This window comes from Paenibacillus sanfengchensis (genome assembly GCF_036864765.1).
Taxonomy (GTDB): domain Bacteria; phylum Bacillota; class Bacilli; order Paenibacillales; family Paenibacillaceae; genus Fontibacillus; species Fontibacillus sanfengchensis.
Window position 1 is genome coordinate 16,228 of the sequence record NZ_JBAGJC010000004.1, and the last position, 25,469, is coordinate 41,696.

27 protein-coding genes are annotated in these 25,469 nt (G+C 54.3%); 26 read left to right on the forward strand and 1 reads right to left on the reverse strand.

What is annotated here, in order from left to right:
- Positions 1-7 precede the first annotated feature (7 nt).
- The 22 genes from spoIIIAE to V4U84_RS09295 all read left to right on the forward strand — a co-directional run bounded on the left by spoIIIAE (position 8) and on the right by V4U84_RS09295 (position 19,984).
- Positions 8-1,207, forward strand: coding sequence for a stage III sporulation protein AE (gene spoIIIAE / locus V4U84_RS09190; RefSeq protein WP_334071687.1), 1,200 nt, complete (start codon positions 8-10; stop codon positions 1,205-1,207).
- A gap of 27 nt (positions 1,208-1,234) precedes the next feature.
- Positions 1,235-1,981: a stage III sporulation protein AF gene (gene spoIIIAF, locus V4U84_RS09195; protein ID WP_334071686.1), complete on the forward strand. Its 747-nt coding sequence runs from the start codon at positions 1,235-1,237 to the stop codon at positions 1,979-1,981.
- Positions 1,982-1,994: 13 nt separating this feature from the next.
- Complete coding sequence (gene spoIIIAG / locus V4U84_RS09200) at positions 1,995-2,642, forward strand: stage III sporulation protein AG (RefSeq protein ID WP_334071685.1); 648 nt, start codon at positions 1,995-1,997, stop codon at positions 2,640-2,642.
- Between the two features lie 32 nt (positions 2,643-2,674).
- Positions 2,675-3,535, forward strand: a complete 861-nt coding sequence (locus V4U84_RS09205) for a SpoIIIAH-like family protein (RefSeq protein WP_334071684.1) — start codon at positions 2,675-2,677, stop codon at positions 3,533-3,535.
- Between the two features lie 200 nt (positions 3,536-3,735).
- The gene (gene accB / locus V4U84_RS09210) at positions 3,736-4,218 is read left to right on the forward strand and encodes an acetyl-CoA carboxylase biotin carboxyl carrier protein (RefSeq protein ID WP_334071683.1); all 483 of its coding nucleotides are present in this window, start codon (positions 3,736-3,738) and stop codon (positions 4,216-4,218) included.
- Positions 4,219-4,276: 58 nt separating this feature from the next.
- A complete protein-coding gene (gene accC, locus V4U84_RS09215; RefSeq protein ID WP_334071682.1) occupies positions 4,277-5,620 on the forward strand; it encodes an acetyl-CoA carboxylase biotin carboxylase subunit in 1,344 nt (447 codons plus the stop codon).
- Between the two features lie 107 nt (positions 5,621-5,727).
- Entirely contained in the window at positions 5,728-6,135 is a 408-nt protein-coding gene (locus tag V4U84_RS09220) for an Asp23/Gls24 family envelope stress response protein (RefSeq protein WP_334071681.1), read from the forward strand.
- Positions 6,136-6,216: 81 nt separating this feature from the next.
- Positions 6,217-6,756 carry an alkaline shock response membrane anchor protein AmaP gene (gene amaP, locus V4U84_RS09225; protein ID WP_334071680.1) on the forward strand — a complete coding sequence of 180 codons (540 nt, stop codon included), beginning with the start codon at positions 6,217-6,219 and terminating at the stop codon, positions 6,754-6,756.
- Positions 6,757-6,764: 8 nt separating this feature from the next.
- Positions 6,765-7,001 carry a DUF2273 domain-containing protein gene (locus tag V4U84_RS09230; protein WP_416367227.1) on the forward strand — a complete coding sequence of 79 codons (237 nt, stop codon included), beginning with the start codon at positions 6,765-6,767 and terminating at the stop codon, positions 6,999-7,001.
- 196 nt (positions 7,002-7,197) lie between these two features.
- A complete protein-coding gene (nusB, locus tag V4U84_RS09235; protein ID WP_334071679.1) occupies positions 7,198-7,647 on the forward strand; it encodes a transcription antitermination factor NusB in 450 nt (149 codons plus the stop codon).
- A gap of 67 nt (positions 7,648-7,714) precedes the next feature.
- Positions 7,715-8,572 (forward strand): bifunctional methylenetetrahydrofolate dehydrogenase/methenyltetrahydrofolate cyclohydrolase FolD, encoded by an 858-nt coding sequence (gene folD, locus V4U84_RS09240; RefSeq protein ID WP_334071678.1) that lies wholly within the window; start codon positions 7,715-7,717, stop codon positions 8,570-8,572.
- Positions 8,573-8,608: 36 nt separating this feature from the next.
- Entirely contained in the window at positions 8,609-10,006 is a 1,398-nt protein-coding gene (xseA, locus tag V4U84_RS09245) for an exodeoxyribonuclease VII large subunit (RefSeq protein WP_334071677.1), read from the forward strand.
- Positions 9,963-10,238 (forward strand): exodeoxyribonuclease VII small subunit, encoded by a 276-nt coding sequence (xseB, locus tag V4U84_RS09250; protein ID WP_334071676.1) that lies wholly within the window; start codon positions 9,963-9,965, stop codon positions 10,236-10,238. Before xseA ends, xseB begins: the two co-directional genes overlap by 44 nt.
- Positions 10,239-10,278: 40 nt before the next feature.
- Complete coding sequence (locus V4U84_RS09255; protein WP_416367236.1) at positions 10,279-11,133, forward strand: polyprenyl synthetase family protein; 855 nt, start codon at positions 10,279-10,281, stop codon at positions 11,131-11,133.
- A gap of 140 nt (positions 11,134-11,273) precedes the next feature.
- Complete coding sequence (dxs, locus tag V4U84_RS09260) at positions 11,274-13,172, forward strand: 1-deoxy-D-xylulose-5-phosphate synthase (RefSeq protein ID WP_334077064.1); 1,899 nt, start codon at positions 11,274-11,276, stop codon at positions 13,170-13,172.
- An 82-nt stretch (positions 13,173-13,254) separates the two neighbouring features.
- The gene (locus V4U84_RS09265; RefSeq protein WP_334077065.1) at positions 13,255-14,100 is read left to right on the forward strand and encodes a TlyA family RNA methyltransferase; all 846 of its coding nucleotides are present in this window, start codon (positions 13,255-13,257) and stop codon (positions 14,098-14,100) included.
- A 146-nt stretch (positions 14,101-14,246) separates the two neighbouring features.
- On the forward strand, positions 14,247-14,717 hold the full coding sequence (locus V4U84_RS09270; protein ID WP_334071672.1) for a hypothetical protein: 471 nt from the start codon (positions 14,247-14,249) through the stop codon (positions 14,715-14,717).
- A 30-nt stretch (positions 14,718-14,747) separates the two neighbouring features.
- Positions 14,748-15,197 carry a transcriptional regulator AhrC/ArgR gene (gene ahrC / locus V4U84_RS09275; protein WP_334071671.1) on the forward strand — a complete coding sequence of 150 codons (450 nt, stop codon included), beginning with the start codon at positions 14,748-14,750 and terminating at the stop codon, positions 15,195-15,197.
- A gap of 36 nt (positions 15,198-15,233) precedes the next feature.
- The gene (gene recN / locus V4U84_RS09280; RefSeq protein WP_334077066.1) at positions 15,234-16,958 is read left to right on the forward strand and encodes a DNA repair protein RecN; all 1,725 of its coding nucleotides are present in this window, start codon (positions 15,234-15,236) and stop codon (positions 16,956-16,958) included.
- Between the two features lie 186 nt (positions 16,959-17,144).
- On the forward strand, positions 17,145-18,467 hold the full coding sequence (gene spoIVB / locus V4U84_RS09285) for a SpoIVB peptidase (protein WP_334077067.1): 1,323 nt from the start codon (positions 17,145-17,147) through the stop codon (positions 18,465-18,467).
- Between the two features lie 229 nt (positions 18,468-18,696).
- The gene (gene spo0A, locus V4U84_RS09290; protein WP_334071668.1) at positions 18,697-19,497 is read left to right on the forward strand and encodes a sporulation transcription factor Spo0A; all 801 of its coding nucleotides are present in this window, start codon (positions 18,697-18,699) and stop codon (positions 19,495-19,497) included.
- Positions 19,498-19,762: 265 nt separating this feature from the next.
- The gene (locus tag V4U84_RS09295) at positions 19,763-19,984 is read left to right on the forward strand and encodes a hypothetical protein (protein ID WP_334077068.1); all 222 of its coding nucleotides are present in this window, start codon (positions 19,763-19,765) and stop codon (positions 19,982-19,984) included.
- A 67-nt stretch (positions 19,985-20,051) separates the two neighbouring features.
- Here the strand turns inward: V4U84_RS09295 and V4U84_RS09300 are convergent, their stop codons facing one another.
- Positions 20,052-20,351 (reverse strand): DUF2627 domain-containing protein, encoded by a 300-nt coding sequence (locus V4U84_RS09300; RefSeq protein WP_334077069.1) that lies wholly within the window; start codon positions 20,349-20,351, stop codon positions 20,052-20,054.
- 154 nt (positions 20,352-20,505) lie between these two features.
- Here V4U84_RS09300 and lpdA point away from each other — a divergent pair, with 154 nt between their 5' ends.
- The 4 genes from lpdA to V4U84_RS09320 all read left to right on the forward strand — a co-directional run bounded on the left by lpdA (position 20,506) and on the right by V4U84_RS09320 (position 25,469).
- The gene (lpdA, locus tag V4U84_RS09305) at positions 20,506-21,927 is read left to right on the forward strand and encodes a dihydrolipoyl dehydrogenase (protein WP_334077070.1); all 1,422 of its coding nucleotides are present in this window, start codon (positions 20,506-20,508) and stop codon (positions 21,925-21,927) included.
- Between the two features lie 122 nt (positions 21,928-22,049).
- Complete coding sequence (locus V4U84_RS09310; protein WP_334077071.1) at positions 22,050-23,072, forward strand: thiamine pyrophosphate-dependent dehydrogenase E1 component subunit alpha; 1,023 nt, start codon at positions 22,050-22,052, stop codon at positions 23,070-23,072.
- A gap of 3 nt (positions 23,073-23,075) precedes the next feature.
- Positions 23,076-24,062, forward strand: coding sequence for an alpha-ketoacid dehydrogenase subunit beta (locus tag V4U84_RS09315; RefSeq protein ID WP_334077072.1), 987 nt, complete (start codon positions 23,076-23,078; stop codon positions 24,060-24,062).
- 21 nt (positions 24,063-24,083) lie between these two features.
- A complete protein-coding gene (locus tag V4U84_RS09320) occupies positions 24,084-25,469 on the forward strand; it encodes a dihydrolipoamide acetyltransferase family protein (RefSeq protein WP_334077073.1) in 1,386 nt (461 codons plus the stop codon).

Here is a 25,469-nt window from a genome sequence, read left to right on the forward strand (position 1 = left end):
GACAAGAATGAGAGCAAGGCAAAGCGATTGGCGGCTCAAAACCCTGTTTCTGATTCTTATCGGCCTGATGCTTCTCAAGATTCCCCTCCCCGCCCTGGCTGCGGAAGAAGGTCCCGCCGGGGACTGGATACAGCGGCAGGCGGAAGAGCTGCCGACGGATAAGGTGGAAACCTACTGGCAGAGTTTGATGAAGGAGTACGGCGGATTTTTCCCGGACGGGCACATGCCTTCTTTCATGGATATGCTGTTCTCCAAAGACCAGGAATTTTCGTTCAAATCGGCCATGACGGGATTGCTCAAGTACATGTGGCACGAGGTGCTCTATAACGGTCATATTCTCGTTACGATCGTACTTTTGGCCGTTTTTAGCATGATCCTGGAAACGCTGCAGACCGCCTTCGAGCGGAATCAGGTGAGCAAGGTCGCCTATTCCATCTGTTACATGGTGATTCTCGTACTCGCCATCAACAGTTTTCATGTGGCCGTCACCTATGCGACGGACGCCATCACCGGGATGATCGACTTTATGATGGCGATGGTGCCGCTGTTGTTTACACTGCTGGCATCGATGGGGAATGTCGTCACCGTTTCGGTCACCCATCCGCTGGTCGTGTTCATGGTTCACGCGGTTGGTACGATCGTCCACACGGTTGTCTACCCGCTTCTGTTTTTCTCGGCGGTGTTGCACATCGTCAGCTCCTTGTCGGAGAAATACAAGCTGACTCAACTGGCGAATCTGCTCCGGACCGTGGGCATGGCGATCCTGGGCGTACTGCTTACCGTGTTCCTGGGCGTCATCTCCGTAAAAGGCATCACCGGATCGGTTGCCGACGGCGTGACATTGCGGACGGCCAAGTATCTTACGGGCAATTTCGTGCCGGTAGTGGGCAAAGTATTTGCCGATGCTACCGATACGGTAATTTCGGCATCGCTGCTCGTTAAAAATTCCATCGGTCTGGTCGGGGTGATCATCCTGCTCCTTCTCTGCGCATTTCCGGCGATCAAGATTTTGACACTGGCGCTTATTTTCAATTTATCCGCGGCGGTCATGCAGCCTCTTGGGGAGTCGCCGATAGCAACCTGCCTGGAAACGATAGGGAAATCGATGCTTTACGTGTTTGCGGCGCTGGCCGCCGTGGGCCTGATGTTCTTCCTGGCGATCACGATTATGCTGACGGCCGGGAATGTCACCGTCATGATGAGATAACGGGCACCTGGTCAAGGGGGAAGGAACATGACATTTATAGGAGAGTGGCTGAAGGAGATTATCCTTGTCGTTCTGATCGCCGTATTTATCGATTTGCTTCTGCCGAATCGGGCGATGGAACGCTACGTGAAATTTGTGGTCAGCCTGCTCATCTTGTTGACTTTGCTCTCCCCGCTCATGCGCTTATTCTCCACCGATGCCGCCGAAAAAATTCAAACCGCCTTTACGGATAGTTGGGGCGGACTGGAGAAGGCGGGCTCGGAGGCGGCAACCGATTCCATTTTGGCGCAAGGGGAATTGCTCAGGAAACGGCGGGAAGCGGAGGCGCTGCAGTGGGCCGGAGAGGAAGCGGCCCTGCAGATGAAGCGGCAGATCGAGAAGGAAACCGGAAGGCCGGTGGAACGGGTGGTCGTGAACATCCGCGAAGGGAAATCCCCCGCAGAAGGAGACACCGCGGGCGCGGCCGGGGGGCCGACGATCCAATCCGTTCAAGTGGTGATGGGAACGGGGGAGACGTCCGCCGCCGAGGAACAGGCAAAGAGCAAACGGATTGCCGTGGAGCCGGTAGCGAAAGTCCGGATTGATGAAGTGGAGGTATCGGCGGAAGTCTCAGCGGAAGCCTCCGCGGACAGTTCCGCTGCATCCGAGGGGATGGCCGATACCGGGGAGGTTCGCTCCTCCGTAACCAAGCGGATAGAGGAACTGCTGCTTCGGGAATGGGGGATTTCGCGCGAATCGATTACGGTTCGGGAAAGCGAGCATGTACCAAGTTAAGGAGGTGAATCGTGTGCCGGGATGGCTGAAAAAACTCGAGCAATGGATCGGAAAAGGGGGCGGAGAGAAAAAGAGAATCCAGACCTTCCGGTTGCTGTTGATCGTCGGTTTGGTGGGGGTGGCGATCATGCTGTTCAATTCCTTTGTTAACGTCAAGCGGGTGGAGCCCGGCGGAGAGGGGAGAGAGCCTCCGGTTATGCAGGGGGTGGTAACCTCGCCGGACGCCGTGAGCCCTGAGGCGAATGACAGCCCGTTTGCCCGCATCGAGCAATCGCTGGAGAACAAAACGAAGGAAATTTTGGAAAAAGTAGTGGGCGTGGGCACGGTGGACGTCCTGGTAACGATCGATTCGACGGAGGAGACCCTCGTGCAGCGCAACATGAAGGATACGCAGGAAATAACGGAAGAGACCGATGCCGACGGGGGAAAACGGAGTATCACCCAGTATTCGCGTGACGGACAAATTGTGACGTATGAAGTTTCGGGGAAAGAACAGCCGATCATTACAAAAAAAATCAAGCCGAAGGTACGCGGCGTGCTGATTGTAGCCAGAGGGGCCGAAAACAAAACCGTCAAGGGTCTGATTGTGGATGCGGTGGAGAAAGGACTGAACGTTCCGGCTTACCGGATCTCGGTCGTGCCGCGGAAGCAATCGCAATAAAAAACAAATTTAGATTTAGGAGGAATTTAGGAATGAAATCCAAAAGACAAACGGTATGGCTTGTATCGATGCTCAGCTTGATGGTCGTATTATCCGCTTATTATTTGTTCACCGAGGACAGTTCAACCAAGAATCAGTCCGCTACAGGCGAACAGGTTTCGTCCATCCATAACGAAAAGACACCGGGAACCGCGACGGGTGATGAAATGTTGCAAAATGAGGATGTAGTGCTTTCGGAAATCTCGGCGGAGGACGGAAAAACCGAGGTGACATCCGAAGAAGAAGCGGGGAAGATTACGCCTGAGAACAGCGGCGACGCCGAGGCGAACGGAACCGCGGACAAAAAGGAGGCGGCCGATGAGGCCAAGACGGATGCCGGCGCGGCGGATACGGAAGGTGCAGCCAAGGACGGCGCCTCCGGGACCCAGGAAGGGGCAGCCGCGGCGAAAGATAAAACCGGCACCGGTGAGGGTTCCGCCGATTCCGCTGCCGCGGGCAAAGACGCGGATGTGCTGAAGCAATTGGAAGGCCAAGGCCAATCGGCGGCGGATTCGCTGACGGCCTATCAGTTCCAGCGTTCGGAGCAGCACGCCAAAAAACAGGATGAGCTGGTTAAAACCATCAACGACGAAAGCAAGTCGCTGGACGAGGCAGCGATGGCGCAACAGGAGCTTAGCGCTCTGGAGGAGCAGGAAGAAAAAATTTATAACATCGAAGAAAAATTGCAGCAAACCTACGCGAATGCTGTCGTTACTGAAAGCGATGATAAATACAAGGTTCTGGTGGTCAGTGAAAAGCTCGCGGCCAAGGATGCGGTCAATATTATGGATCTCGTCATAAAAGAGCTCGGCGTATCGCAAGATAAAGTTAGCGTCCAATATGTGACCCAGTAATGAGCGTTTTGACGCCGGGTCGAATTTTGCCGAATGCGGGGATTTTCCCGCTGATATGGGAAGAGTCCGAGGAAACCTTGGGCTCTTTCCATTTTAGTCGATTGTGATATAATACATAAAGTTAAGACGAGGTCACAATTTTTTAATATTTGAGCTAATCCAGGCTTTGTTTGAAAAAGCTGAAGGAGTGAACGATGCATATGTTTAATTTGAATGAGATCAAAGAGTTGATTGAATTGGTGGACAAGACTTCCGTACAGGAACTGGAAATTGAAAACGAAGGCGCTCGCCTGAGTATCCGAAAACCGGGTAAAACCGAGTTCGTGCAAATGCAGCCGGCCGTTGTGACCGGTGCGGCCGCAGTTCCTGCAGCCAGCGTATCGGCCCCGGTTGCTGAAAGTGCCGCCGAAACGGTGCAGCGTCCGGCAGAAGCCGCGGCCAATTTACATACAATTGTCTCTCCGATGGTCGGTACGTTTTACCGTGCCGCCTCTCCCGAGGCTAATCCGTTTGTAAATATCGGCGACAAGGTCGGGGAGAAAACGACGGTTTGCATCATTGAAGCCATGAAGCTGATGAACGAGCTGGAGGCCGAGATTAAAGGCGAGATTATCGATATTCTCGCGGAGAACGGACAGCTTGTGGAGTACGGGCAGCCTCTCTTTTTGGTGAAGCCGGAGTGATCGATAGGCCGTGCCTTTTATTAGGTAGGGGTAAGCTTTTCCAAGGAGGATGGAAACTGTGAACTTTCATAAAATACTGATAGCGAACCGGGGAGAAATCGCGGTTCGAATTATTCGGGCTTGCCGTGAGATGGGGATTTCCACGGTTGCCGTATATTCCGAAGCGGACAAGGATTCCCTTCATGTCCGGCTGGCGGACGAGGCCTACTGCATCGGTCCGACTCTGGCGAAGGACAGCTATTTGAACTTCACCAACCTGATGAGCGTAGCGACGCTGACCGAATGCGACGCGATCCATCCGGGATACGGTTTCCTGGCCGAGAACGCCGACTTCGCCGAAATCTGCGGTTCCTGCAACATCGCCTTCATCGGCCCTTCGCCGGAAGCCATCACCAAGATGGGCGACAAGGCCGTGGCGAAGCAGACGATGAAAGAAGCGAACGTACCGGTAATTCCGGGCTCCGACGGCCTGATCGAGGATCTGGAGCAAGCCGTGATGGTGGCGCGTGACATCGGTTACCCGGTCATCATCAAAGCGACGGCCGGAGGCGGGGGCAAAGGCATTCGGATCGCCGAGGACGAGGAATCGTTGATCAAGCAGATTACGACCGCCCAGCAAGAAGCGCAAAAAGCGTTCGGCAACGCCGGCGTTTATCTGGAAAAGTACTTGACCGGCATGAAGCACGTCGAGATCCAGATTATCGCCGACAAGCACGGCAATGCCGTTTATCTCGGCGAGCGCGATTGCTCCGTGCAGCGCCGGCGCCAGAAGCTGGTGGAGGAAGCGCCATGCCCGGTGATCTCGCCGGAGAAGCGGCAAGAGATGGGCGAAGCTGCGGTTCGGGCCGCGCTTGCGGTGAATTATTCCGGGGCGGGGACTCTGGAGTTTTTGCTCGGACCGGACGGTCAATTCTACTTTATGGAGATGAACACGCGGATTCAGGTAGAACATCCGGTCACCGAAATGGTTACCGGCATCGACCTTATTCGGGAAATGATCTCCGTGGCGGAAGGCAATCCGCTGTCTTTTTCCCAGGAAGACGTCGTTATTAACGGCTGGTCGATCGAATGCCGCATCAATGCGGAAGACCCTTCCCGAAATTTCATGCCTTCTCCGGGGAAAATCGGGTTTTATCTCGCGCCGGGGGGTCCGGGAGTCCGCGTGGATAGCGCCGCTTATCCCGGCTACACGATAAGTCCGCACTATGACTCCATGATCGCCAAGCTGATCGTCTGGGGGGCTACCCGTGAAGAAGCCGTGGCCAAAATGAAACGGGCCTTGGCCGAATTTGTGATTGAGGGGATTCATACGACCATACCGTTCCATCAAAAGCTGCTGGAGCATCCGGTTTTTCTGAACGGGAACTTTGACATTAAATTTCTGGAAGAATATGAGATTTAATTCCGGGGAGCGGTTTGTCATAATGAACCCGAAATGATATAGTATGTATAATAAGTGCGCGGTCTTAGACAAGAGGGCGTCATACTTATTGAGAGGTGGATGATAGAATGAGTTCTTTGCCTACGGAATTCGAACGGACCGACATCGGGGAGATTCAAATCGCTCCCGAAGTCATTGAGGTTATCGCCGGTCTTGCGACCGTGGAAGTGAAGGGCGTTGCCGGAATGAGCGGCGGCTTCGCCGGCGGCATTGCCGAACTGCTCGGACGAAAGAATTTGTCCAAGGGCGTGAAGGTGGAGGTTGGCCAACGCGAAGCGGCGGTCGATGTCTCCGTGATCGTGGAATACGGCAACCGTTTGCCCGAAGTGGCGACGGAGATTCAGCGTAACGTCAAGAGATCGATTGAAACCATGACCGGGTTGAACGTGGTGGAAGTCAACGTACATATCCATGACGTTATCTTCAAAACGGCAGAACGTTCCGAAGAAACCGATTTAAGCCACAGGGTGAAATAAGCCTGGCCTAAACCCCCGACCAATGCGTCAGGGGTTTGCTATAGTTATAGACCATTCGTTTGTATAAGGAGGCTTATAGTCGTGGCCAAAATTTTGGACAGACTCTTGCTGTTTATTTACAGCCTGAGTATCGGAGCTTTATCCGTAATCGCCATCCTCCTGTTGACGGAAGCCATTCCTTTGGAGCTGGACAAGAGCATGGAAAGGCCGGCATGGATCGCCGGCATCGCGATCGCGGCGGTCCTGTTTTTACTCAGCCTTCGTTTTTTCTACATTTCCATCCGGCGCGACCGCAACTCCCTTTCGTCGATCGATCAGCGGACGGAGTACGGGGATATTCAGATCTCCACCGAAACGATCGAAAACCTGGCGTACAAGGCCGCTTCCCGAGTTCGTGGAATTCGCGAGGTTAAGACGCGGATCCGCATTACGGAATCGGGACTGGACATTATGGTGCGGGCGTTGGTCGATGGGGATACCCCGATACCGACTTTAACGGAAGAAGTGCAGAAGCAGGTTCATGACCACGTCGAGGAAATCACAGGTATACCGGTGTCTTACGTATCCGTTTATATTGCTAACCTTGTGCAGTCGCCTGTCATCAAAAGCCGGGTTGAATAGGGGGTAGCATGGTGTTTTGGAAGCAGTTATGGGAGAGTCACAAGGGACGTTTGGTCGGGCTTGCGGCCGCCGTTTTCTTATGCCCGATCTACCTGTTCTTCGGATTTTGGAATATGCTGTTCTGCGCGCTCTTGTTGTTCATCGGGTATACCTTCGGCAAGTACAAGGATTTGGACCAGGGGCCCTTCCTTCCGTGGGGGGAACTGAAGAATTGGCTGGCGTCAAGGTGGCGTCCATTTAAATGATTCCTGTGATATGCTTCCTCCGGAAAAAGAGCATCTTTTTATTTTGCCCGTTTGCGGAGGAAGCATGCTGCAGGTTTTTTTTTGGCCGTGAGGGTAGAGATAACATCATCGGAATTTATTAAGTTGCGCGTCATGAATCGCGCGTTTTTGGCTCATGATGAAAGTAGCGGAAAGATCAAGTTCAAGGAGGCAACCTATGAAACGCAGATTGGCGAGAGAAATTGCGGTACAGTGTTTATATCATATGGAAATGAATGAAGTGCAGGCCGAAGAAGCGGTGACGATGCTGCTCACCGAAGCGGCGGGCGAGAACGAAGGCGAGGTCAAAACAAAGGATCTGGAAGGCGCCAAGGCGTTTGTTCTGGAGCTTGTGGAGGGGACATGGGACCGCAAGGAGGCGATCGACGGTTTGCTGACCGATTATTTAAAAGGATGGCAAATCAGCCGGTTGTCGAAGGTGGATCGGCAGATTTTGCGCCTGGCCGCCTATGAAATGATTTTTCGGGAGGATGTTCCCGGCAAGGTGGCCGTAAATGAGGCGATCGAACTGGCGAAGCATTTCGGTACGCCCGATTCGGGCAAATTCGTGAACGGGGTGCTCGGCAAAATGATCCAGGATTTGGATCAATTGAAGACGAAGCTATAGCATCAAGTCCGGGCAGCCATCCGGATAGATGGGCAACAATAGAAAACTCAGATAAGGAGAGGATAACATGACAGCACCACTCATTAACGGCAAGCAAGTATCGGAGGAAATTCGGGGGAGCCTGCGCGGCGAAGTCGAGCGTTTGGCCAAGCAAGGCTTTAAGCCGGGGCTGGCGGTTGTCCTTGTCGGTGAGGATCCGGCTTCCCAGGTTTATGTCCGCAACAAAGAGAAGGCCTGCCAGGATCTGGGTTACTACTCGGAAGTGCATCGTCTCCCGGCTTCGACTTCCCAGGAAGACCTGCTTGCGCTGGTGGACAAGCTGAACCGCCAGGAGAATATTCATGGGATCCTAGTGCAACTGCCCCTGCCGGGACATATCGACGAGAAATCCGTAATCGATGCCATCGCCGTGGAAAAGGATGTGGACGGATTCCATCCCGTAAATGTCGGCAATCTCGTCATCGGCGACGACAGTTTGCTCCCTTGTACGCCGGCCGGGGTCATCGAACTCATCAAGCGGACCGGGATTGAGATGGCCGGCAAGCATGCGGTCGTCATCGGCCGCAGCAATATCGTCGGCAAGCCGGTGTCTTTGCTGCTCCAGCGCGAGCATGCGACGGTCACGATGTGCCACTCCAAAACCGCCAATATGAAGGAAATAACGAAACAAGCGGACATTCTGGTCGTCGCGATCGGCCGGGCGAACTTCGTCGATGCTTCCTATGTGAAGCCGGGGGCCGTCGTGATCGACGTCGGCATGAACCGCCTGGACAATGGCAAACTGGCCGGGGACGTGGACTTTGAATCCGTGAAGGAAGTGTCCGGTCCAATCACTCCCGTGCCTGGCGGCGTAGGGCCGATGACGATTACGATGCTGATGCAGAACACATTGCTCGCCGCAAAAAGATTAAACGGCCTCGCTTAAGGATTCGGGTCCAGTTTTGGGAGAGGAGGACCCTAAATGGAGCAGCGCGTCTTATCCATTAAGGAGCTTAACCGGTATATCCGAATGAAGCTGGAATCGGACACATTGTTGTCCGAGGTGTGGATTCGGGGGGAAATCTCCAATTTCACGCACCATTCCAGCGGTCATATGTATTTTACGCTAAAGGATGCGGACAGCCGGATCAAAAGTATCATGTTCGCCTCGCATAACCAGCGGCTGGCGTTTATTCCGAAAGAGGGCACGCGCGTTATTGCGCGCGGAAACGTGTCGGTGTACGAGCGGGACGGCCAGTATCAGTTCTATGCGACCCATATGCAGCCCGACGGGATCGGCAGCCTCTATCTCGCCTATGAACAGCTGAAAGGCAAGCTGCAGGCGGAGGGGCTGTTCGCGCCCGGACGAAAGCGGAGTCTGCCCCGGTTTCCGAAGGTCATCGGGGTCATCACTTCCCCGACCGGCGCGGCGATCCGCGACATCCTGATCACGTTGCAGCGCAGGTATCCGCAGGCCGCCGTCGTGCTGCACCCGGTGCTGGTGCAGGGCAAGGGCGCTGCGCCAGCGATCGTGAAGGCGATCCGTACGCTGAACGCCCTGGGGGAGGCCGACGTGCTGATCGTCGGCCGGGGCGGCGGCTCGCTCGAAGAGCTGTGGGCGTTTAACGAGGAGCAGGTCGCTCGGGCGATCTACGAATCGGCGATTCCTGTCATTTCGGCCGTCGGCCATGAAACCGACTTTACGATCGCCGATTTCGTCGCCGACCTGCGGGCCGCAACGCCCACCGCCGCCGCGGAGCTCGCCGTGCCGCACGCGGCCGAGCTGAAGGCGCAGCTGCGCCAGCGCGAGCAGGCGCTGCAGCAGAGCCTGCAGCACCGCTTGGCGCAGGCGCGCGAGCGGCTCCGCCGGCTCCAGGCGTCGCCGGCGCTGCGGCAGCCGCAGCGGTCGCTGCTCCAGCACGCGGAGCGGCTGGACATGCTTAAAGCGCGGCTGCAGCAGGGAATGGCGTCCCGCGCCGAGCTGACGGCCGCCAGGCACGACCGTCTGCACCAGCGTCTGTTGCGCTACCATCCGCAGGAGAGCCTGCTCTTTGCCAAGCGGCGCCGGAGCGAAGGGGAACGGCTGTTGCGCCAGGCAATGACCGCCATCCTGAAGGATAAAGCCCGGCAGCTGTCGTACGGCATCCGTCAGCTTGACGCCTTAAGCCCGCTGAAGGTGATGGGGAGGGGCTACAGCCTCGTCTATGACGAGCCCGGGACCAGGCTGATCAAATCGCTGAATGATGTCGAGCCCGGCGATATGATCAAAGTAAAGATGACTGACGGGGAGTTGGATTGCCAGGTTTGGGGAATGCGGAAAGGAGAGGAGAACGAACATGGCGAAAGAAACACAGGAACAGGAGAAGGAACAGGAGCTTAATTTCGAAGATGCGATGAACCGGTTGGAGGATATCGTGTCCCAGTTGGAACGGGGGGACGTACCGCTGGAACAGGCGATCGAATTGTTCCAGAGCGGTATGCGGCTTTCCCAGCTTTGCAGCCAAAAGCTGACGCAGGTCGAACGGAAAATCGAAATGATCGTGGACAATGACGGCGAAATCGGGAAAAAACCGTTTCAACCACAGATAGAGGAGAGCGATGCACTTGGCTAAGCCTTCAATAAACGATTACATCGGGGAGATTTCCGGGCTCGTGGGCACGAGGCTGGAATCCTTCCTGCCGGGAGCCTGGGAAGTGCCGGAGAGCCTCGCGAAATCGATGGAGTATTCGCTGATGGCCGGCGGCAAACGGCTGCGGCCCCTGCTGGTCATTGCCGCGGCGGAGTCGCTGGGGGCGAGCCGGGAGGCTGCGCTGCCCGTCGCCTGCGCCGTGGAAATGGTACATACGTATTCGCTGATCCATGATGATCTGCCGGCGATGGATGACGATGATTTCCGGCGCGGGAAACCGACCAATCATAAGGTGTTCGGGGAGGCGACAGCGGTATTGGCGGGCGACGGCTTGCTGACGCATGCTTTTTACAGTGTGGTTCAAGCGGCGCGGCAGCCCGGCGTAAAGGTGGAAGAGGTGCTCTCGATCGTGGAGGAGTTGGCCGTTTATGCCGGTCCATCCGGCATGGTAGGCGGCCAGGTCGCGGATATGGAAGGGGAGCAAGGTCTGACCGACCTGAAGCGGCTTCAATACATTCATGAGCGCAAAACCGGTGACTTAATCGTATTTTCCTTAAAAGCCGGCGGGCGGATCGCTTCCGCCACGGAAGAACAGCTGAAGGCACTGGAAATCTATGGGCGAGCTCTGGGGCTTGCTTTTCAGATTCAGGACGATATTTTGGATTTGGTCGGAGATGAAGCGAAACTGGGCAAAAAAACGCAAAGCGACGTTAAGCAGAAGAAGGTGACCTACCCCTATTTCCTAGGCTTGGAGGCATCCCGCGCCGAGGTGGACCGGCTGACCCGCTCGGCCAAGGAAGCGGTTACTTGCGGCGGTATTCCGAACCCCGAGCGTTTATTGGATATCGCCGATTATTTATTGAACAGGGACCATTGACCCCCGGTATGGTTTCTTCCTGGGGGATGGATGTGATATAATAAAGGCTATTATCTCAAAGTATGGGTAACAGGTTCAATTCGGAATGACGACTATGCTTTATTCTTCAAGAAATCCATTCAGGAAAGCGGGGAATCCAGGTGCTGCTTTCACAGATTAAGGGACCCGGCGATTTGAAGTCATGCTCCATCGAGGAATTGACTCCGCTAGCGGCCGATATTCGCCAGTTCTTAATTGAAAAGCTGTCCGTTACGGGCGGACATTTGGCTCCCAATCTGGGGGTGGTCGAGCTGACTATCGCCCTGCACTACTGTTACAACAGCCCTCAGGATAAATTTATTTTCGACGTGGGGCATCAAGCCTATGTTCATAAAATTTTGACCGGACGCATGGATCGTTTCGATACGCTGCGGATGAAAGACGGGCTATGCGGTTTCGTCAAACGGTGCGAAAGCGAGCATGACGTCTGGGAGGCGGGACACAGCAGTACCTCGCTGTCCGCGGCGATGGGGATGGCTCTGGCCCGCGATCTTAAGGGAGAGAAACATAAAGTCATCGCCATCATCGGCGACGGGGCGCTGACCGGAGGCATGGCCTTTGAGGCTTTGAACCATATCGGGCATGAGAAGAAAGATCTCATGGTCATCCTGAACGATAACGAAATGTCGATCGCCCCCAACGTCGGCGCGATGCACAATTATTTGACGAAGCTTCGCTCCGACCGGAATTATTTGCGGGCCAAGGATGAAGTCGAACAGTTGCTGAAGAAAATTCCCGCGGTTGGCGGGAAACTCGCCAAGACGGCGGAGAAATTGAAGGATAGCCTGAAATACATGATGGTTTCCGGCGTGTTGTTCGAAGAACTCGGGTTTAAATATCTGGGGCCCGTGGACGGCCACGATTTGCCGGGTCTGATCGATTCTTTCAAGCAAGCCAACAACGTCAACGGGCCGGTTCTGGTGCACGTACTGACGACAAAGGGCAAGGGCTACACGCCGGCGGAGGAAGATTCGTTCAAATGGCACGGCATTTCCACGCCTTACAAAATTGAATCGGGACAGCTGCTTAAGGCCGTCGGCAACCCGACTTACACCGACGTATTCGGAAGCACGTTGATCGAGCTGGCCGAGCTGGATGACAGGATTGTTGCCGTCACACCGGCGATGCCCGGCGGGTCCGGTTTGGTGAAGTTCGGGGAGCGGTTCCCCGGCCGAATGATCGACGTCGGAATCGCAGAGCAGCATGCGGCGACCATGTGCGCGGCGCTGGCGATGGAAGGCATGAAGCCGGTATTTGCCGTATATTCGACATTTATGCAGCGGGCTTATGACCAAATCGTCCATGACATTTGCCGTCACAACGCCAATGTGATGTTCGCCATCGACCGCGCGGGTTTTGTGGGGGCCGACGGCGAAACGCATCAAGGCGTGTTTGACATCGCTTTTTTACGCCATATTCCCAATATGGTTCTGATGATGCCGAAAGACGAGAATGAACTCCGTCACATGATGAAGACCGCGCTGGAGTATAACGACGGGCCGATCGGTTTCCGCTATCCACGCATCAATGTGCCCGGGGTTCCGCTGGACGAGGAGCTGGTCCCGCTTCCGATCGGGAGTTGGGAGATGCTCCGAGAAGGGGACGGCCCGGTCATTATTGCGGTAGGCCCGATGGTGCAGGTGGCCGAGGAGGCCGCGGAGATGCTGAAGCGCGAAGGCGTTCAGGCCGCGGTGGTCAACGCCAGATTCCTGAAGCCGATGGATGAAGGAATGCTTATGGAACTAGCCGGGCGGGGCCAACACATGATCGTGCTGGAGGAAGCCTCCCGGGCGGGCAGCTTGGGCAGCGCGGTGCTGGAGTTTTATGCGGAGCGGGACTTGTCCGGTCTGGACATTTCAGTAATGGGCGTACCCGACCGGTTCATCGAACACGGCAGTATCAAGGAACAGCTCGAGGAAGTTGGTTTAACCGCGGAGGATGTAGTTCGGAAAGTTCATAAACTCCGTGCCGGCCAAAACCTCCGTTTAGCCAAAGAATAAATAAATCAGTACGGTGAAAGCTCGCTGGCGGAAATTCCGTCCGCGAGTTTCTCCTTTCACCGGGAACGTCAGGAGAATGGGAATGTCCGAATCCAAGGAAAGAATCGATGTCCTGCTGGTGGAGCAGGGTTTTTTTGAAAGCAGGGAAAAAGCGAAAGCCGCGATAATGGCGGGGCTTGTCTTGAGCGGGTCGGAACGGATCGACAAGGCGGGGATGAAAGTTCCGCGCAGCATCCCCATTACGGTCAAAGGGGCCGTCCATCCTTATGTGAGCCGAGGCGGCTTGAAGCTGGAAAAAGCGCTCAAGGAATTCGGCATCGACCTGAACGGAAGGATTATGCTTGATATCGGCTCCTCTACCGGAGGATTTACCGACTGTGCGCTTCAACACGGAGCCCGTTACGTTTACGCGATCGATGTGGGGTATAACCAGTTGGATTGGTCGCTCCGCAACGATGAGCGCGTAAACGTCAAAGAGCGGACGAATTTCCGCTATATGACTCCAGCCGATCTGGACGGGCCCATTCCGGATTTCGCCAGCATCGACGTGTCGTTCATATCGCTGAAAATTATTCTTCCGCCGCTCCTGCAGCTTCTCTCCCGTCCCGCCGATATCGCCGCGCTGATTAAACCGCAGTTTGAAGCCGGGCGGGAAAAGGTAGGGAAATCGGGCGTGGTTCGTGACCCGAAAGTGCATCAGGAGGTTCTGGAGACGGTGTTGAAAGAGGCACTGGATCTTGGATTTTCCTTGCAGGGACTTACTTTTTCGCCGATTACCGGCGGGGAAGGGAATATTGAGTTCCTTGCGCATTTCGGGCTCGGAAGGGAAGGCGGCGGTCTCTCCACCGATTCCGGAAATATCAAGGAAATCGCCCGTAAGGTCATTGAAGAGGCAGGGCGTAAATTTCAGGCAAACCCGTCTTCGTGACGGGTTTTTCGCATGCTCGGGATTGCAAGCGGAACAAATGTTCCCTATAATAGAGATGATTAAATTTCGAACTCCGCCCGGGATTTTGGCAAAACACAACAGGAGCTCGGCCATCCGCGTCGAATACAACCACTGAGGTGATTGTGATGGGTGGGTTTTCAGACGCGATGCTGATGTTGCTGATTGCCGCCATCGGCCTGTATCTCGGGTACCGCGGATTTCGCTCCTGGGTTCGCAAACCTTATACCTTAAGATCCGGAATCGGTTTTCGAATGAACGAGGAGATTGTGGAACATCCCGCCGTGGATTTGCTGGAAGCTTCCGGATATGAAGTGGTCAGCGACAAACTGAAGGTGCCGCTTGCTTTCAAGGTGGACGGGAGCATCATGCACAGCAGACTTTTTATCGACTATATCGCGACCAAAGACGGGGAATTCTATCTGGTAAGAACCGCCAGGGAACGAATGGCCATAGAATGGACGGGCAGCGGAATGCGAAAGGAACTGCTTCCTTATTTGCTTCTGTATCCGGATTGCGCCGGCGTGCTTTATTTGGATGCGGATCAGGGGATGCTGAAAGAAATCACCCTTATCGCCGACGATGAAGAAGAAGGGTAATCAGACCGTAAAAGGGATTTGGAGGACGTTATGAAAGGTCAACGACACATTAAAATACGAGAAATTATTACGAACCGGGAGATCGAAACCCAGGACGAGCTTGTGGAATCGCTCAGGAGCTCCGGTTTTCAGGTGACGCAAGCGACCGTTTCGCGGGATATCAAGGAGCTTATGCTGATCAAGGTGCCGACGGATGACGGAAGGTACAAATACTCCATGCCGACGGCCCAGCGCTACAACCCTGTACAGAAACTGCAGCGCGCACTGGTCGACAGCTTCGTACATATCGACCACACCGGCAACCTGGTTGTGGTGAAATGCCTTCCCGGAACAGCCAACTCCGTAGCCGTGTTGCTCGACAACATGGAATGGTCGGACCTGCTCGGGACGATTTGCGGGGACGATACGATCCTGCTGATTTGCCGCAGCGAAGAGTACAGTTTGTTCATTATCGATCAAATTATGGGGTTTATTTCTTAATTCTATGATCTGCTGTCGAAGGGAGTTGCTGTCACGTTGTTAGTCCATTTGTCGATTCGAAATTTAGCGGTTGTGGAATCGGTGGATATTACGTTTCATCCCGGGTTTCATGTACTGACCGGGGAGACGGGCGCCGGTAAATCGATTATTATCGATGCTTTAGGACTGATTGCCGGAGGACGCGGTTCGGCCGATTTGATCCGTTACGGCTGTGAGAAAGCGGAAATGGAGGCCGCTTTTGACCTTCCTGAAGGTCATGGCGTCTGGTCATTGCTTTCCGGGTTCGGAATCAGCGCCGAGCCGGAAGAGTCGCTGATCATCCGGCGGGAGATCAGTGCGCAAGGGAAGAGTACGGCCAGAATCAATGGACAGCTTGTGAATCTGACTATGCTTCGCGAGGTCGGGGAGAGCCTGATCAACCTGCACGGACAGCATGAACATCAAACCCTGCTGCGCCCCGAACGCCATCTGGAACTGCTCGATGCGTACGGATATGAGACGATCGGACCGGTAAAGGAAGATTACCAGGAGACCTACGCCTCTTATGTGAAGGTGAACAAGGAATGGAACGAGCTGCGCAATACCAGCCAGCAAGCGCTGCAAATGTTGGATTTGTACAGATTCCAGCTGGAAGAGATTGCGGCGGCCGCTTTGAAGCCGAGCGAAGATGAATGGCTTACGGAAGAGAGGGTAAGACTATCCCATAGCGAGAAAATGATGGATGCCGTCTCCCAAGCTTACGAGCTGCTTTACGGTCAACAAGGACTCGAAGCGGTGGCCAAAGCGATTTCGCGTCTTACCGAGGTGGCCGGTTATGACAGCAAAGGGATTCCTCCACTGCTTGAACAGCTGCAAACGGCTTATTACCAACTTGAGGACGTGTCATTCGGTTTGCGTTCTTACCGGGAGAATATCGAGTTTAATCCCGTCCGGCTGGAAGAGGTGGAAGACCGGCTGAATCTCATTTCCTCAATGCGGCGGAAATACGGGGATAGCGTCGAAGGAATTCTGGAATATTACAATAAAATACGGCATGAGAGCGAAACGCTTGAAAATAAGGACGAACTGCTCGAGAAGCTGCAAGAGAAGCGGGAGCAGTTGCTTGCTGCTTTGTTGGAAAAGGCCTCGAAACTGAGCGAAGCGCGACGAAAGAAAGCCGATGAGCTGGCGATTCAAATCGAGCAGGAGCTCAAGGATTTGCAAATGGGCCGAACTTCTTTCCAGGTGAAGCTGAGTCCGATGGAGGATTCGGCGAATGGGATCGATTGGAACGGAAAAAAGGTCCGACCGGGCAAGCAAGGTATCGACAGCGCCGAATTCTTAATTTCACCGAATCCCGGGGAACCGCTGCGTCCGCTTGGCAAGATTGCTTCAGGTGGGGAGTTGTCCCGGATTATGCTGGCGCTTAAGAGCATATTTGCCCGTCATGATGAGGTGCCGGTGCTGATATTTGACGAAGTCGATACCGGCGTAAGCGGCCGGGCGGCACAATCGATCGCCGAGAAGCTGTACCGCCTTTCGCAAACTTGCCAGGTTTTCTCCATCACGCATCTTCCGCAAGTGGCTTGTATGGCCGATCAGCAGTACTTGATTGAAAAGGTGGTCGAAGACGGCCGAACCATGACACGGGTCGAAGAACTCACCGATAAACAACGGGTGATGGAACTGGCACGCATGCTCGGCGGTGTGGAAATCACGGACAAAACAAAGCATCATGCCAAGGAAATGCTGAATTTGGCCAAGGCGCAAAAACGGAAATAACTACGCGGTTCGGACGAAGTTCAATGGCACCCACTAGCGGTCGGAATTGGCTCCTTATGCAATCCTGCCAAGGTCCGGGTTAATCATTGACAGTAATAAAAGACCTGACCCGGGGTATCTTATAGGTACGCAATTGGCGACCACCTTTTTCGTCAAGCGAAAGAAGCAAAGGGAGCGTGACAGCCATTGAACCCGAACCTCAGGAAAAGACTGCTCGGCCTTTTATTTGCCTTCTTCTTTTGTTTTTTTGGCACCTCCGCCGCCGAGGGGCATTTGCCTGAATTGCCGGATGAACTGCGTCTGTTCCAGGGACAAGGGCGGCAACTGCATCTGGCTTTGCCCGTACATGCAAGTGTAAGTGTGGACCGCCCGGACATTGTCAGGTTAAACGGTCAAACGACCCCATCCATGGAAGTTTCTTTAGGGAATCCCCTGGAACTGTCCCCCATGAGCAGCGGTGAAGCGAAGCTTCAAATGAAATTATTCGGTAAACTCCCTCTTAAAACCGTGAAGGTAAATGTGATTCCCGATTTAAAAGTCATACCTGGCGGTCAGACAATCGGCGTTAAGGTGAAGTCCGCCGGTATTCTCGTTGTGGGGCATCATCAGGTGAGCGACGGCGCCAAGAAGGTTTCACCGGGTGAGGCCGCAGGCATTCAGGTGGGTGATTTGATTACGCATATGAATGGAACTGAACTAAAGGATGTCAAAGATGTTGCCGAGCTGGCGGGACAGGCAGGTGACTCTGGCAAGCCGCTGAAAGTCAGTTATCAGCGAAATGGAAAAGCGCTGACGACGCAATTGCACCCGGCTTATGACGGTCAGGACAAGGCTTGGAGACTTGGCCTTTATATCCGTGACTCCGCGGCGGGCGTCGGCACTTTAACCTTCTATGCACCGAATCAAGGCGTGTATGGGGCGCTTGGCCATGTCATCACCGATATGAATACGCAAACCCCGATCGTTGTGGGAAGCGGACAAATTTTGCAATCGAGCGTTACTTCCATTTCCAAGAGTGAGAGTGGAGAACCGGGGGAAAAAAGAGCACATTTCATCAGGGAAGGCAAAACGCTGGGGAATATCGAACGGAACACGCATTTCGGCATTTTCGGCCGCATGGATCAAAATCCGGAATATAGCGTGTACCAAAAGCCGATTCCGGTCGCTTTTTCCGAAGAAATCCAGGAGGGGCCAGCGGAAATTTTAACCGTTGTCGAGGGGCAAAAGGTGGAGAGGTTCAAAGTGGAGATCGTGCACGTTTCCAAGCAAAGCGCTCCCGAGACCAAAGGCATCGTTCTGCGAATTACCGATCCGCGGCTGATTGAGAAGACCGGCGGTATTGTCCAGGGAATGAGCGGCAGCCCGATTATTCAAAACGGAAAATTGATCGGTGCGGTAACCCATGTATTCGTCAACGATCCGCGCTCCGGCTATGGTTGCTTTATCGAATGGATGCTGCAGGATGCCGGCATCCTGCAGGGACCTGCACAAAATCTTAAGGCGGGCTAATTCGCCTTAAGATTTTTTTTACGCTTAGCGGCGTGTAAAGGATTGTCGAAAAATAATGGATAAGGCAATAAAATGTAAATAAATGAATAATTATATCTCAAGTAAATAAAAAAATAAAGAAAAATAATTTTCGACAGAAGGAATTTACTTTTGTATGTCGAATCCTTATTCTGGAAGAGAAGAAAATAAAAATACTTAATTTTATTTACTTTAAGGAGGACAAAGGTCAGTGCAGAAAATTGAAGTGTTGTTGGCGGATGATAATCGAGAATTTACGAATTTGCTCGCGGAATACATTTCGGGGCAGGACGACATGGTCGTCTCGGGAATCGCTTATAACGGGGAAGAAGTGCTGGACATGGTCGACAACGCGTCGAAGGTGCCGGACGTACTGATTTTGGACATCATTATGCCGCACCTGGACGGGTTGGGTGTCCTTGAGCGACTGCGCGACTTAAACTTGAACCCGCAGCCTAAAATCATCATGCTTACGGCTTTCGGCCAGGAGAACATCACCCAGCGGGCCGTCCAATTAGGGGCTTCGTACTATATCCTTAAGCCATTCGATATGGAGGTGCTGGCCAACCGGATTCGTCAATTGGTAGGTGTCCAAACCACATCGGGTGCGTCGGCGGCGACGTTTACCAAGTCCAATGTGGTGCCTTTGGGAAAAGGAAAAAATCTCGACGCAAATATTACTTCCATCATTCATGAAATCGGCGTACCTGCTCATATTAAGGGATATCAGTATTTGCGCGAAGCGATTACGATGGTGTACAACAATATCGAAATTTTGGGAGCCATCACCAAAACACTGTACCCGGCGATTGCGGAGAAATTCAAAACTACGCCATCCCGCGTGGAGCGCGCGATTCGTCATGCGATCGAGGTCGCCTGGACTCGCGGCAATATCGACTCAATCAGCCATTTGTTCGGATACACGATCAATATCAGCAAATCCAAGCCGACCAACAGCGAGTTCATCGCGATGGTGGCCGACAAACTGCGGATTGAGCATAAGGTGTCTTGAAGGGATGCGGGGACAGGCAGCAAGGATCAGGATTAAGTCCGTCCCCCCTCCGGGAAAAAGGAAGCAACGGTGTCTCGATAAACTTTTGTATGTTTTACGCATTCATCTTGGCGCAAAATCGCATAAGCAGACGAGACCGCAGCCTCAGCGGTCTTTTTTCTGTTGAGGAGCGAAAAGAAATCTAAAGAGGTGTGGTCATCGTTTCCCTCTATGTTTCTCAAAGAATGATACAATAGTGGAAGGCTTGAGTCAGGAGGATTAAGGGATGCAAAAATCAAATGAACAAAAATCGAATGAATTACTTCTTGAACGGTTTGTGGAACGCCCCGGATTGGAGCGGGAGGAGCGGGCACTGATACGCGAAGCGATGCAAGAGCTCGCCGATCTGCGGGCGGAAAACGAGCGCTTGCGGAAAACCATCCTTCGGCTAAGGTCGGCAAGCACGCCGAGAATGTCCAGCAAATTAAAGGATGCGCTCTATGAATAAGCTTAAGGGTAAAATAAAAGATCTTTCCTCTTCAGGTGAAGAAGAAAGATCTTTTGGCGTTTTTCGGTTATTTCTGCGAAGTGGTTTGCGGCGCGGCTTGCCGTGCTTTTTTGCGCGGTCCGGCATAATTGCGCTTACGATCGCGAAAATAAATCCAACCGCCCAAAAATCCGATGCCCAGTACAAACAGCAAAAGCCCCACCGTAAAGTTTAGCCAGTCAAAGGAAACTTGGGTAAGCGAGTCGTCTCCGTGTTGAGACATATATATGAACAAGGCGTCTTTCATTTTTAGAAAGCCTGTCATGGCGGCAATGCCGGGGATGACTAAAATGACGATGGCAAGAAAACGGGATAGCATCAGTTTCATAAAGTTACGCTACTTCCTTTCACGTCGGGGTCATTTTCACTTATCATACAATCTTCCCGGCGTTCTGTCCATGCGGGAGCCGGTTTGTAATAGCGGAAAAACAAGGTACAATGATAAAAGAAAATCAATCAATGAAGAATGGTGGAGAGTAGAAATGACGATTACTTGCGATGTGGCGGTACTCGGGGGAGGAACCGGCGGATATATCGCCGCGATTACTGCGGCTCAGTTGGGGAAAGAGGTTGTGATCATCGAAAAGGACAAGCTGGGCGGAACTTGCCTGCACCGCGGATGCATTCCGAGCAAATCGCTGCTCCGGAGCGCCGAACTGTTCGCGCAAATGAAGGACAGCGTCAGTTACGGCATCGAAACGGCCGGGGTTTCCCTGGTGTTTCCGAAGGTTCAGGAACGGAAGCAAGGCATTGTCGATCAATTGCACAAAGGCGTGCAGTATTTGATGCGCAAACATAAAATCAAGGTGCTCGAGGGGAAGGGGCGGATTATCGGGCCATCGATTTTTTCGCCAAAAAGCGGAGCCGTGGCGGTAGAACTGAGCGATGGCGAAATGGAGACGGTCGTCCCGACCAACCTGATCATCGCTACGGGATCGCGTCCCCGGACGCTTCCGGGCTTGACGCCGGACGGGGTTCACGTCCTGAGCAGCGATGAAGCACTGACGCTCGAAAGGCTGCCGGATTCCATGATCATTATCGGCGGGGGCGTGATCGGGGTGGAATGGGCTTCCCTGCTGCATGATTTCGGCGTCAAGGTAACTGTTGTCGAAGCCGCGGAACAGCTGCTTCCGGCCGAAGACGTGGAAGTGGCCCGCGAGCTGCAGAAGCAGCTTCAGCGCCGGGGGATCGAAGTGCTGACCGGCGTTAAGGTGCTGACCGATACGTACCAGGTCAAAGAGAACCGCGTACATATTTCGGCTCAACACGGTGAAACAATTATTGAATTGGAAGGCGATCAACTGCTGGTCTCGGTCGGCCGGCAGGCCAATGTGGAGAATATCGGGCTGGAGAATACCGATATCGGATTGCAGCAGGGCTTTATCCGCGTCAATGAGCATATGCAAACGACAGAGCCTCATATCTACGCGATCGGCGATTGTATCGGCGGTCTGCAGTTGGCGCATGCCGCCAGCCACGAAGGCATTGTGGCGGTAAACCATTTGGCGGGTGAGCCGTCGCATGGCTATAGAACCGAGCAGGTTCCGCGCTGCGTTTACTCCCGGCCGGAAGTGGCTTCCGTCGGCTGGACCGAGGCCGAAGCCAAGCGCCAGGGAAGGGACGTAAAAACGGCGAAGGTTCCTTTTACCGCGATCGGGAAAGCTTTGGTACAAGGGGAGCCGGAAGGATTTGTAAAGATGGTCGCCGATGCCGAAACCGAGGATTTGCTCGGGGTACAAATCATCGGGGCCCATGCGACGGAGTTGATCGCACAGGCCGCGCTGGCCCAACTGCTTGACGCAACACCGTGGGAAATCGGCCAAGCCGTTTACGCCCATCCGTCACTCTCCGAAATTATCGGGGAAGCGGCTCTGGCTATTGAAGGGCGCTCTCTTTCCCTTTAAGTGACAACTATTATTTTCTTTTTCCGGCAAAAGGGATTATAATAGGGTTATCCCAAGTCTTAGTACCAGGTTTTAAGATGAGATAAATAAAGACGCGGGTCCAATTAAAGGAGGTAACTCCCATGAATGCGAAAAGCTCTTTACAAACACAACCCCAACATGAGCAGCTCGGATTGTCGGATGCCAAAGTGGTGGACATGTACAGATATATGCTGCTTGCGCGGAAGTTCGATGAACGGAATTTACTGCTGCAGCGGGCGGGCAAAATAAATTTTCACGTCTCCGGAATCGGACAGGAAACCGCACAGGTTGCGGCCGCGTTTGCCCTGAATCGCGAGCGGGATTATTTTTTGCCCTATTATCGCGATTACGGGTTCGTGCTGTCCGTCGGCATGACGTTGAAAGAACTGATGCTCTCCGCGTTTGCCAAAGCGGAAGACCCGAACAGCGGCGGCCGTCAAATGCCGGGGCATTTCGGCAGCAAACGGCTGCGGATCGTGACCGGCTCCAGCCCGGTAACGACGCAGGTGCCGCATGCGGTCGGCATCGCCCTGGCGGCCAAGATGAAGAAGCAGGACATCGTGTCTTTTGTGACGTTTGGCGAAGGGTCCAGCAACCAGGGCGATTTTCACGAAGGATTGAACTTTGCCGGGGTACAGAAACTGCCGGTCATTTTTATGTGCGAAAACAACCAATACGCCATTTCCGTACCGGTCAAGAAACAGCTCGGGGGCAAAGTGTCCGATCGGGCGCTCGGCTACGGCTTCCCCGGAATCCGCGTCGATGGCAATGACGCCTTGGAAGTGTATCGGGTCGTCAAAGAAGCGCGGGAACGTGCCGTTCGCGGCGAGGGTCCAACCTTGATCGAAGCGATGATGTACCGGTTATCGCCCCATTCAACCTCCGATAATGATCTGGCTTACCGGACCAAGAAGGAAGTGGAGGAAAACTGGAAGAAGGACGGGATTCCGAAGATGAAGTCCTATCTTATCCAGCACGGCTTGTGGAGCGAGGAACAGGATGAGGCGCTGCACCGGGAAATTTCGCAACAGCTCAAGGATGCCATCGAAGCGGCCGAGCTGGCGCCGTTCCCGAAGCCGGAAGATACGCTTCTGCACGTGTACGCCAGCGAAGGGGAGGAATAAGCGATGCCGGTTATGGAATATATCGATGCGATTCGTCTCGCCATGAAGGAAGAAATGGAACGTGACGAGAACGTATTTGTGCTTGGCGAAGACGTCGGCGTCAAGGGCGGCGTGTTCACGACGACCAAAGGGCTTCAGGAGCAATTCGGGGAACTCCGCGTGCTGGATACGCCGTTGGCGGAGTCCGCGATTGCGGGTGTGGCAATCGGCGCGGCCATGTACGGCATGAAGCCGATCGCGGAGATGCAGTACTCCGACTTCATGCTCCCCGCCACGAACCAGATCATCAGCGAGGCGGCCAAAATCCGCTATCGCTCCAACAACGATTGGAACTGTCCGGTGGTTGTTCGGGCTCCGATCGGCGGCGGGATCTTTGGCGGGTTGTACCATTCCCAATGTACGGAATCGATATTCTTCGGAACTCCGGGACTGAAAATCGTTGCACCGTATTCGGCTTATGACGCCAAGGGGCTGCTCAAAGCCGCCGTCCGGGACCCGGACCCGGTATTGTTCTTCGAGAACAAAAAATGCTACAAGCTGATTAAAGAGGATGTGCCGGAGGACGACTACATCGTTCCCATTGGCAAGGCCAACGTGCTCCGCGAAGGTACCGACATCACCGTGATCGGATACAGTCTCCCGCTTCATTTTGCGATGCAGGCGGCGGCCGAGCTTGAGGCGGAACAGGGAATCAGCGCGCACATCTTGGATCTGCGCACCCTTCAGCCGCTGGACCGCGAGGCGATCGTGGAAGCGGCGCGGAAGACAGGGAAGGTACTGATCGTGCATGAAGACAACAAGACCGGAGGCGTGGGCGCCGAGGTAACGGCGATCATCGCGGAGGAATGCCTGTTCGAACTGGATGCGCCGATTCAGAGACTGTGCGGGCCCGATGTGCCAGCGATGCCGATTAGCCCGCCGATGGAGAAGTTTTTTATGCTGAGCAAGGATAAAGTTAAAGAAGCGATGCTGCAATTGGCGCTTTTTTAAAGCATGGGAGTGAATGCGGATATGTCAAGCAACAAACAACTAACCGATGTCGTTATGCCTCAACTCGCCGAATCGCTCGTCTCGGCCACGATCGGCAAGTGGCTGAAGAAGCCGGGTGACCGGGTTGAGCAGTATGAACCGATTTGCGAGGTGATTACGGACAAGGTGAATGCGGAGATTCCGTCGACCCTGGACGGGATTATGGGCGAGCTTCTGGCGGAGGAAGGTCAGGAAATCTCGGTCGGCACCGTGATCTGCCGGATCGAGACGGAAATTGCGGCTGCGGCCCCGGCGGCTCCAGGCGTAGCGCGGACGGAAGCTCCCGAGCCTGCCGTCCCGGCGGTCGAAGCCGGGGAAGGCTCGCAGCGTCACCGCTACTCGCCGGCGGTCCAAACCTTGGCCGCGGAGCACGGCGTCGACCTCCGGTCCGTGCCCGGCACCGGGCTGGGCGGCCGGATTACGCGCAAGGATGTGCTCGCCTATATTGCGGGCGGCGGCGGAACTTCCGCCCCGGCGCCGACTCAGGCACCGGTACAGCCTGCCGCCGGCAGTCAGGCTTCACATCCGGCGCTGCAGCCGGCCGCAGCCCCGCCGGCGATTTCTGTCGTCGCGGACTTGAGCCGGGCGGCTTCCGAACCGGTCCGCCATTCCGGCCTGCATTTGACCGAAACACCGCGCATCCCGACAATCGAAGTTGAGGGCGAAGACCGTTCCGAGTATTTTATCGACGTCACGCCGATTCGCAATACGATTGCAACCCGGATGCGCCAGAGCGTGTCGGAGATTCCGCACGGCTGGATGATGATTGAGGTGGACGTGACGAACCTCGTCCAGCTCCGCAACAAAATCAAGGACGAGTTCAAGCGCAAAGAAGGGGTCAACCTGACCTATTTGGCCTTCCTGCTTAAAGCGGTCGTGAGCGCGATCAAGGATTATCCGATCATGAACTCGGTTTGGGCCGTAGATAAAATTATCGTCAAACGCGACATTAACATTTCCCTGGCCGTGGGGACGGAGGATTCGGTCCTGACTCCGGTCATCAAGAAGGCCGACCAGAAAAATATCGCCGGACTGGCCCGGGAGATCGAAGAGCTGGCGACCAAAGTTCGGGCTGGCAAACTGAAGCTCGACGATATGCAGGGCGGCACCTTTACGGTCAACAATACGGGCTCTTTCGGCTCGATCTTGACGCAGCCGATCATCAACTATCCGCAGGCGGCGATTTTGACCTTCGAATCCATCGTGAAGAAGCCGGTTGTCATCAACGACATGATTGCCGTCCGGTCGATGGCCAATCTGTGCCTGTCTCTCGATCACCGCATTCTGGACGGTGTAATTTGCGGAAGGTTTATGCAGCGCGTAAAAGACAACATGGAAAGTTATTCGCTAGATACGCAAGTCTATTGA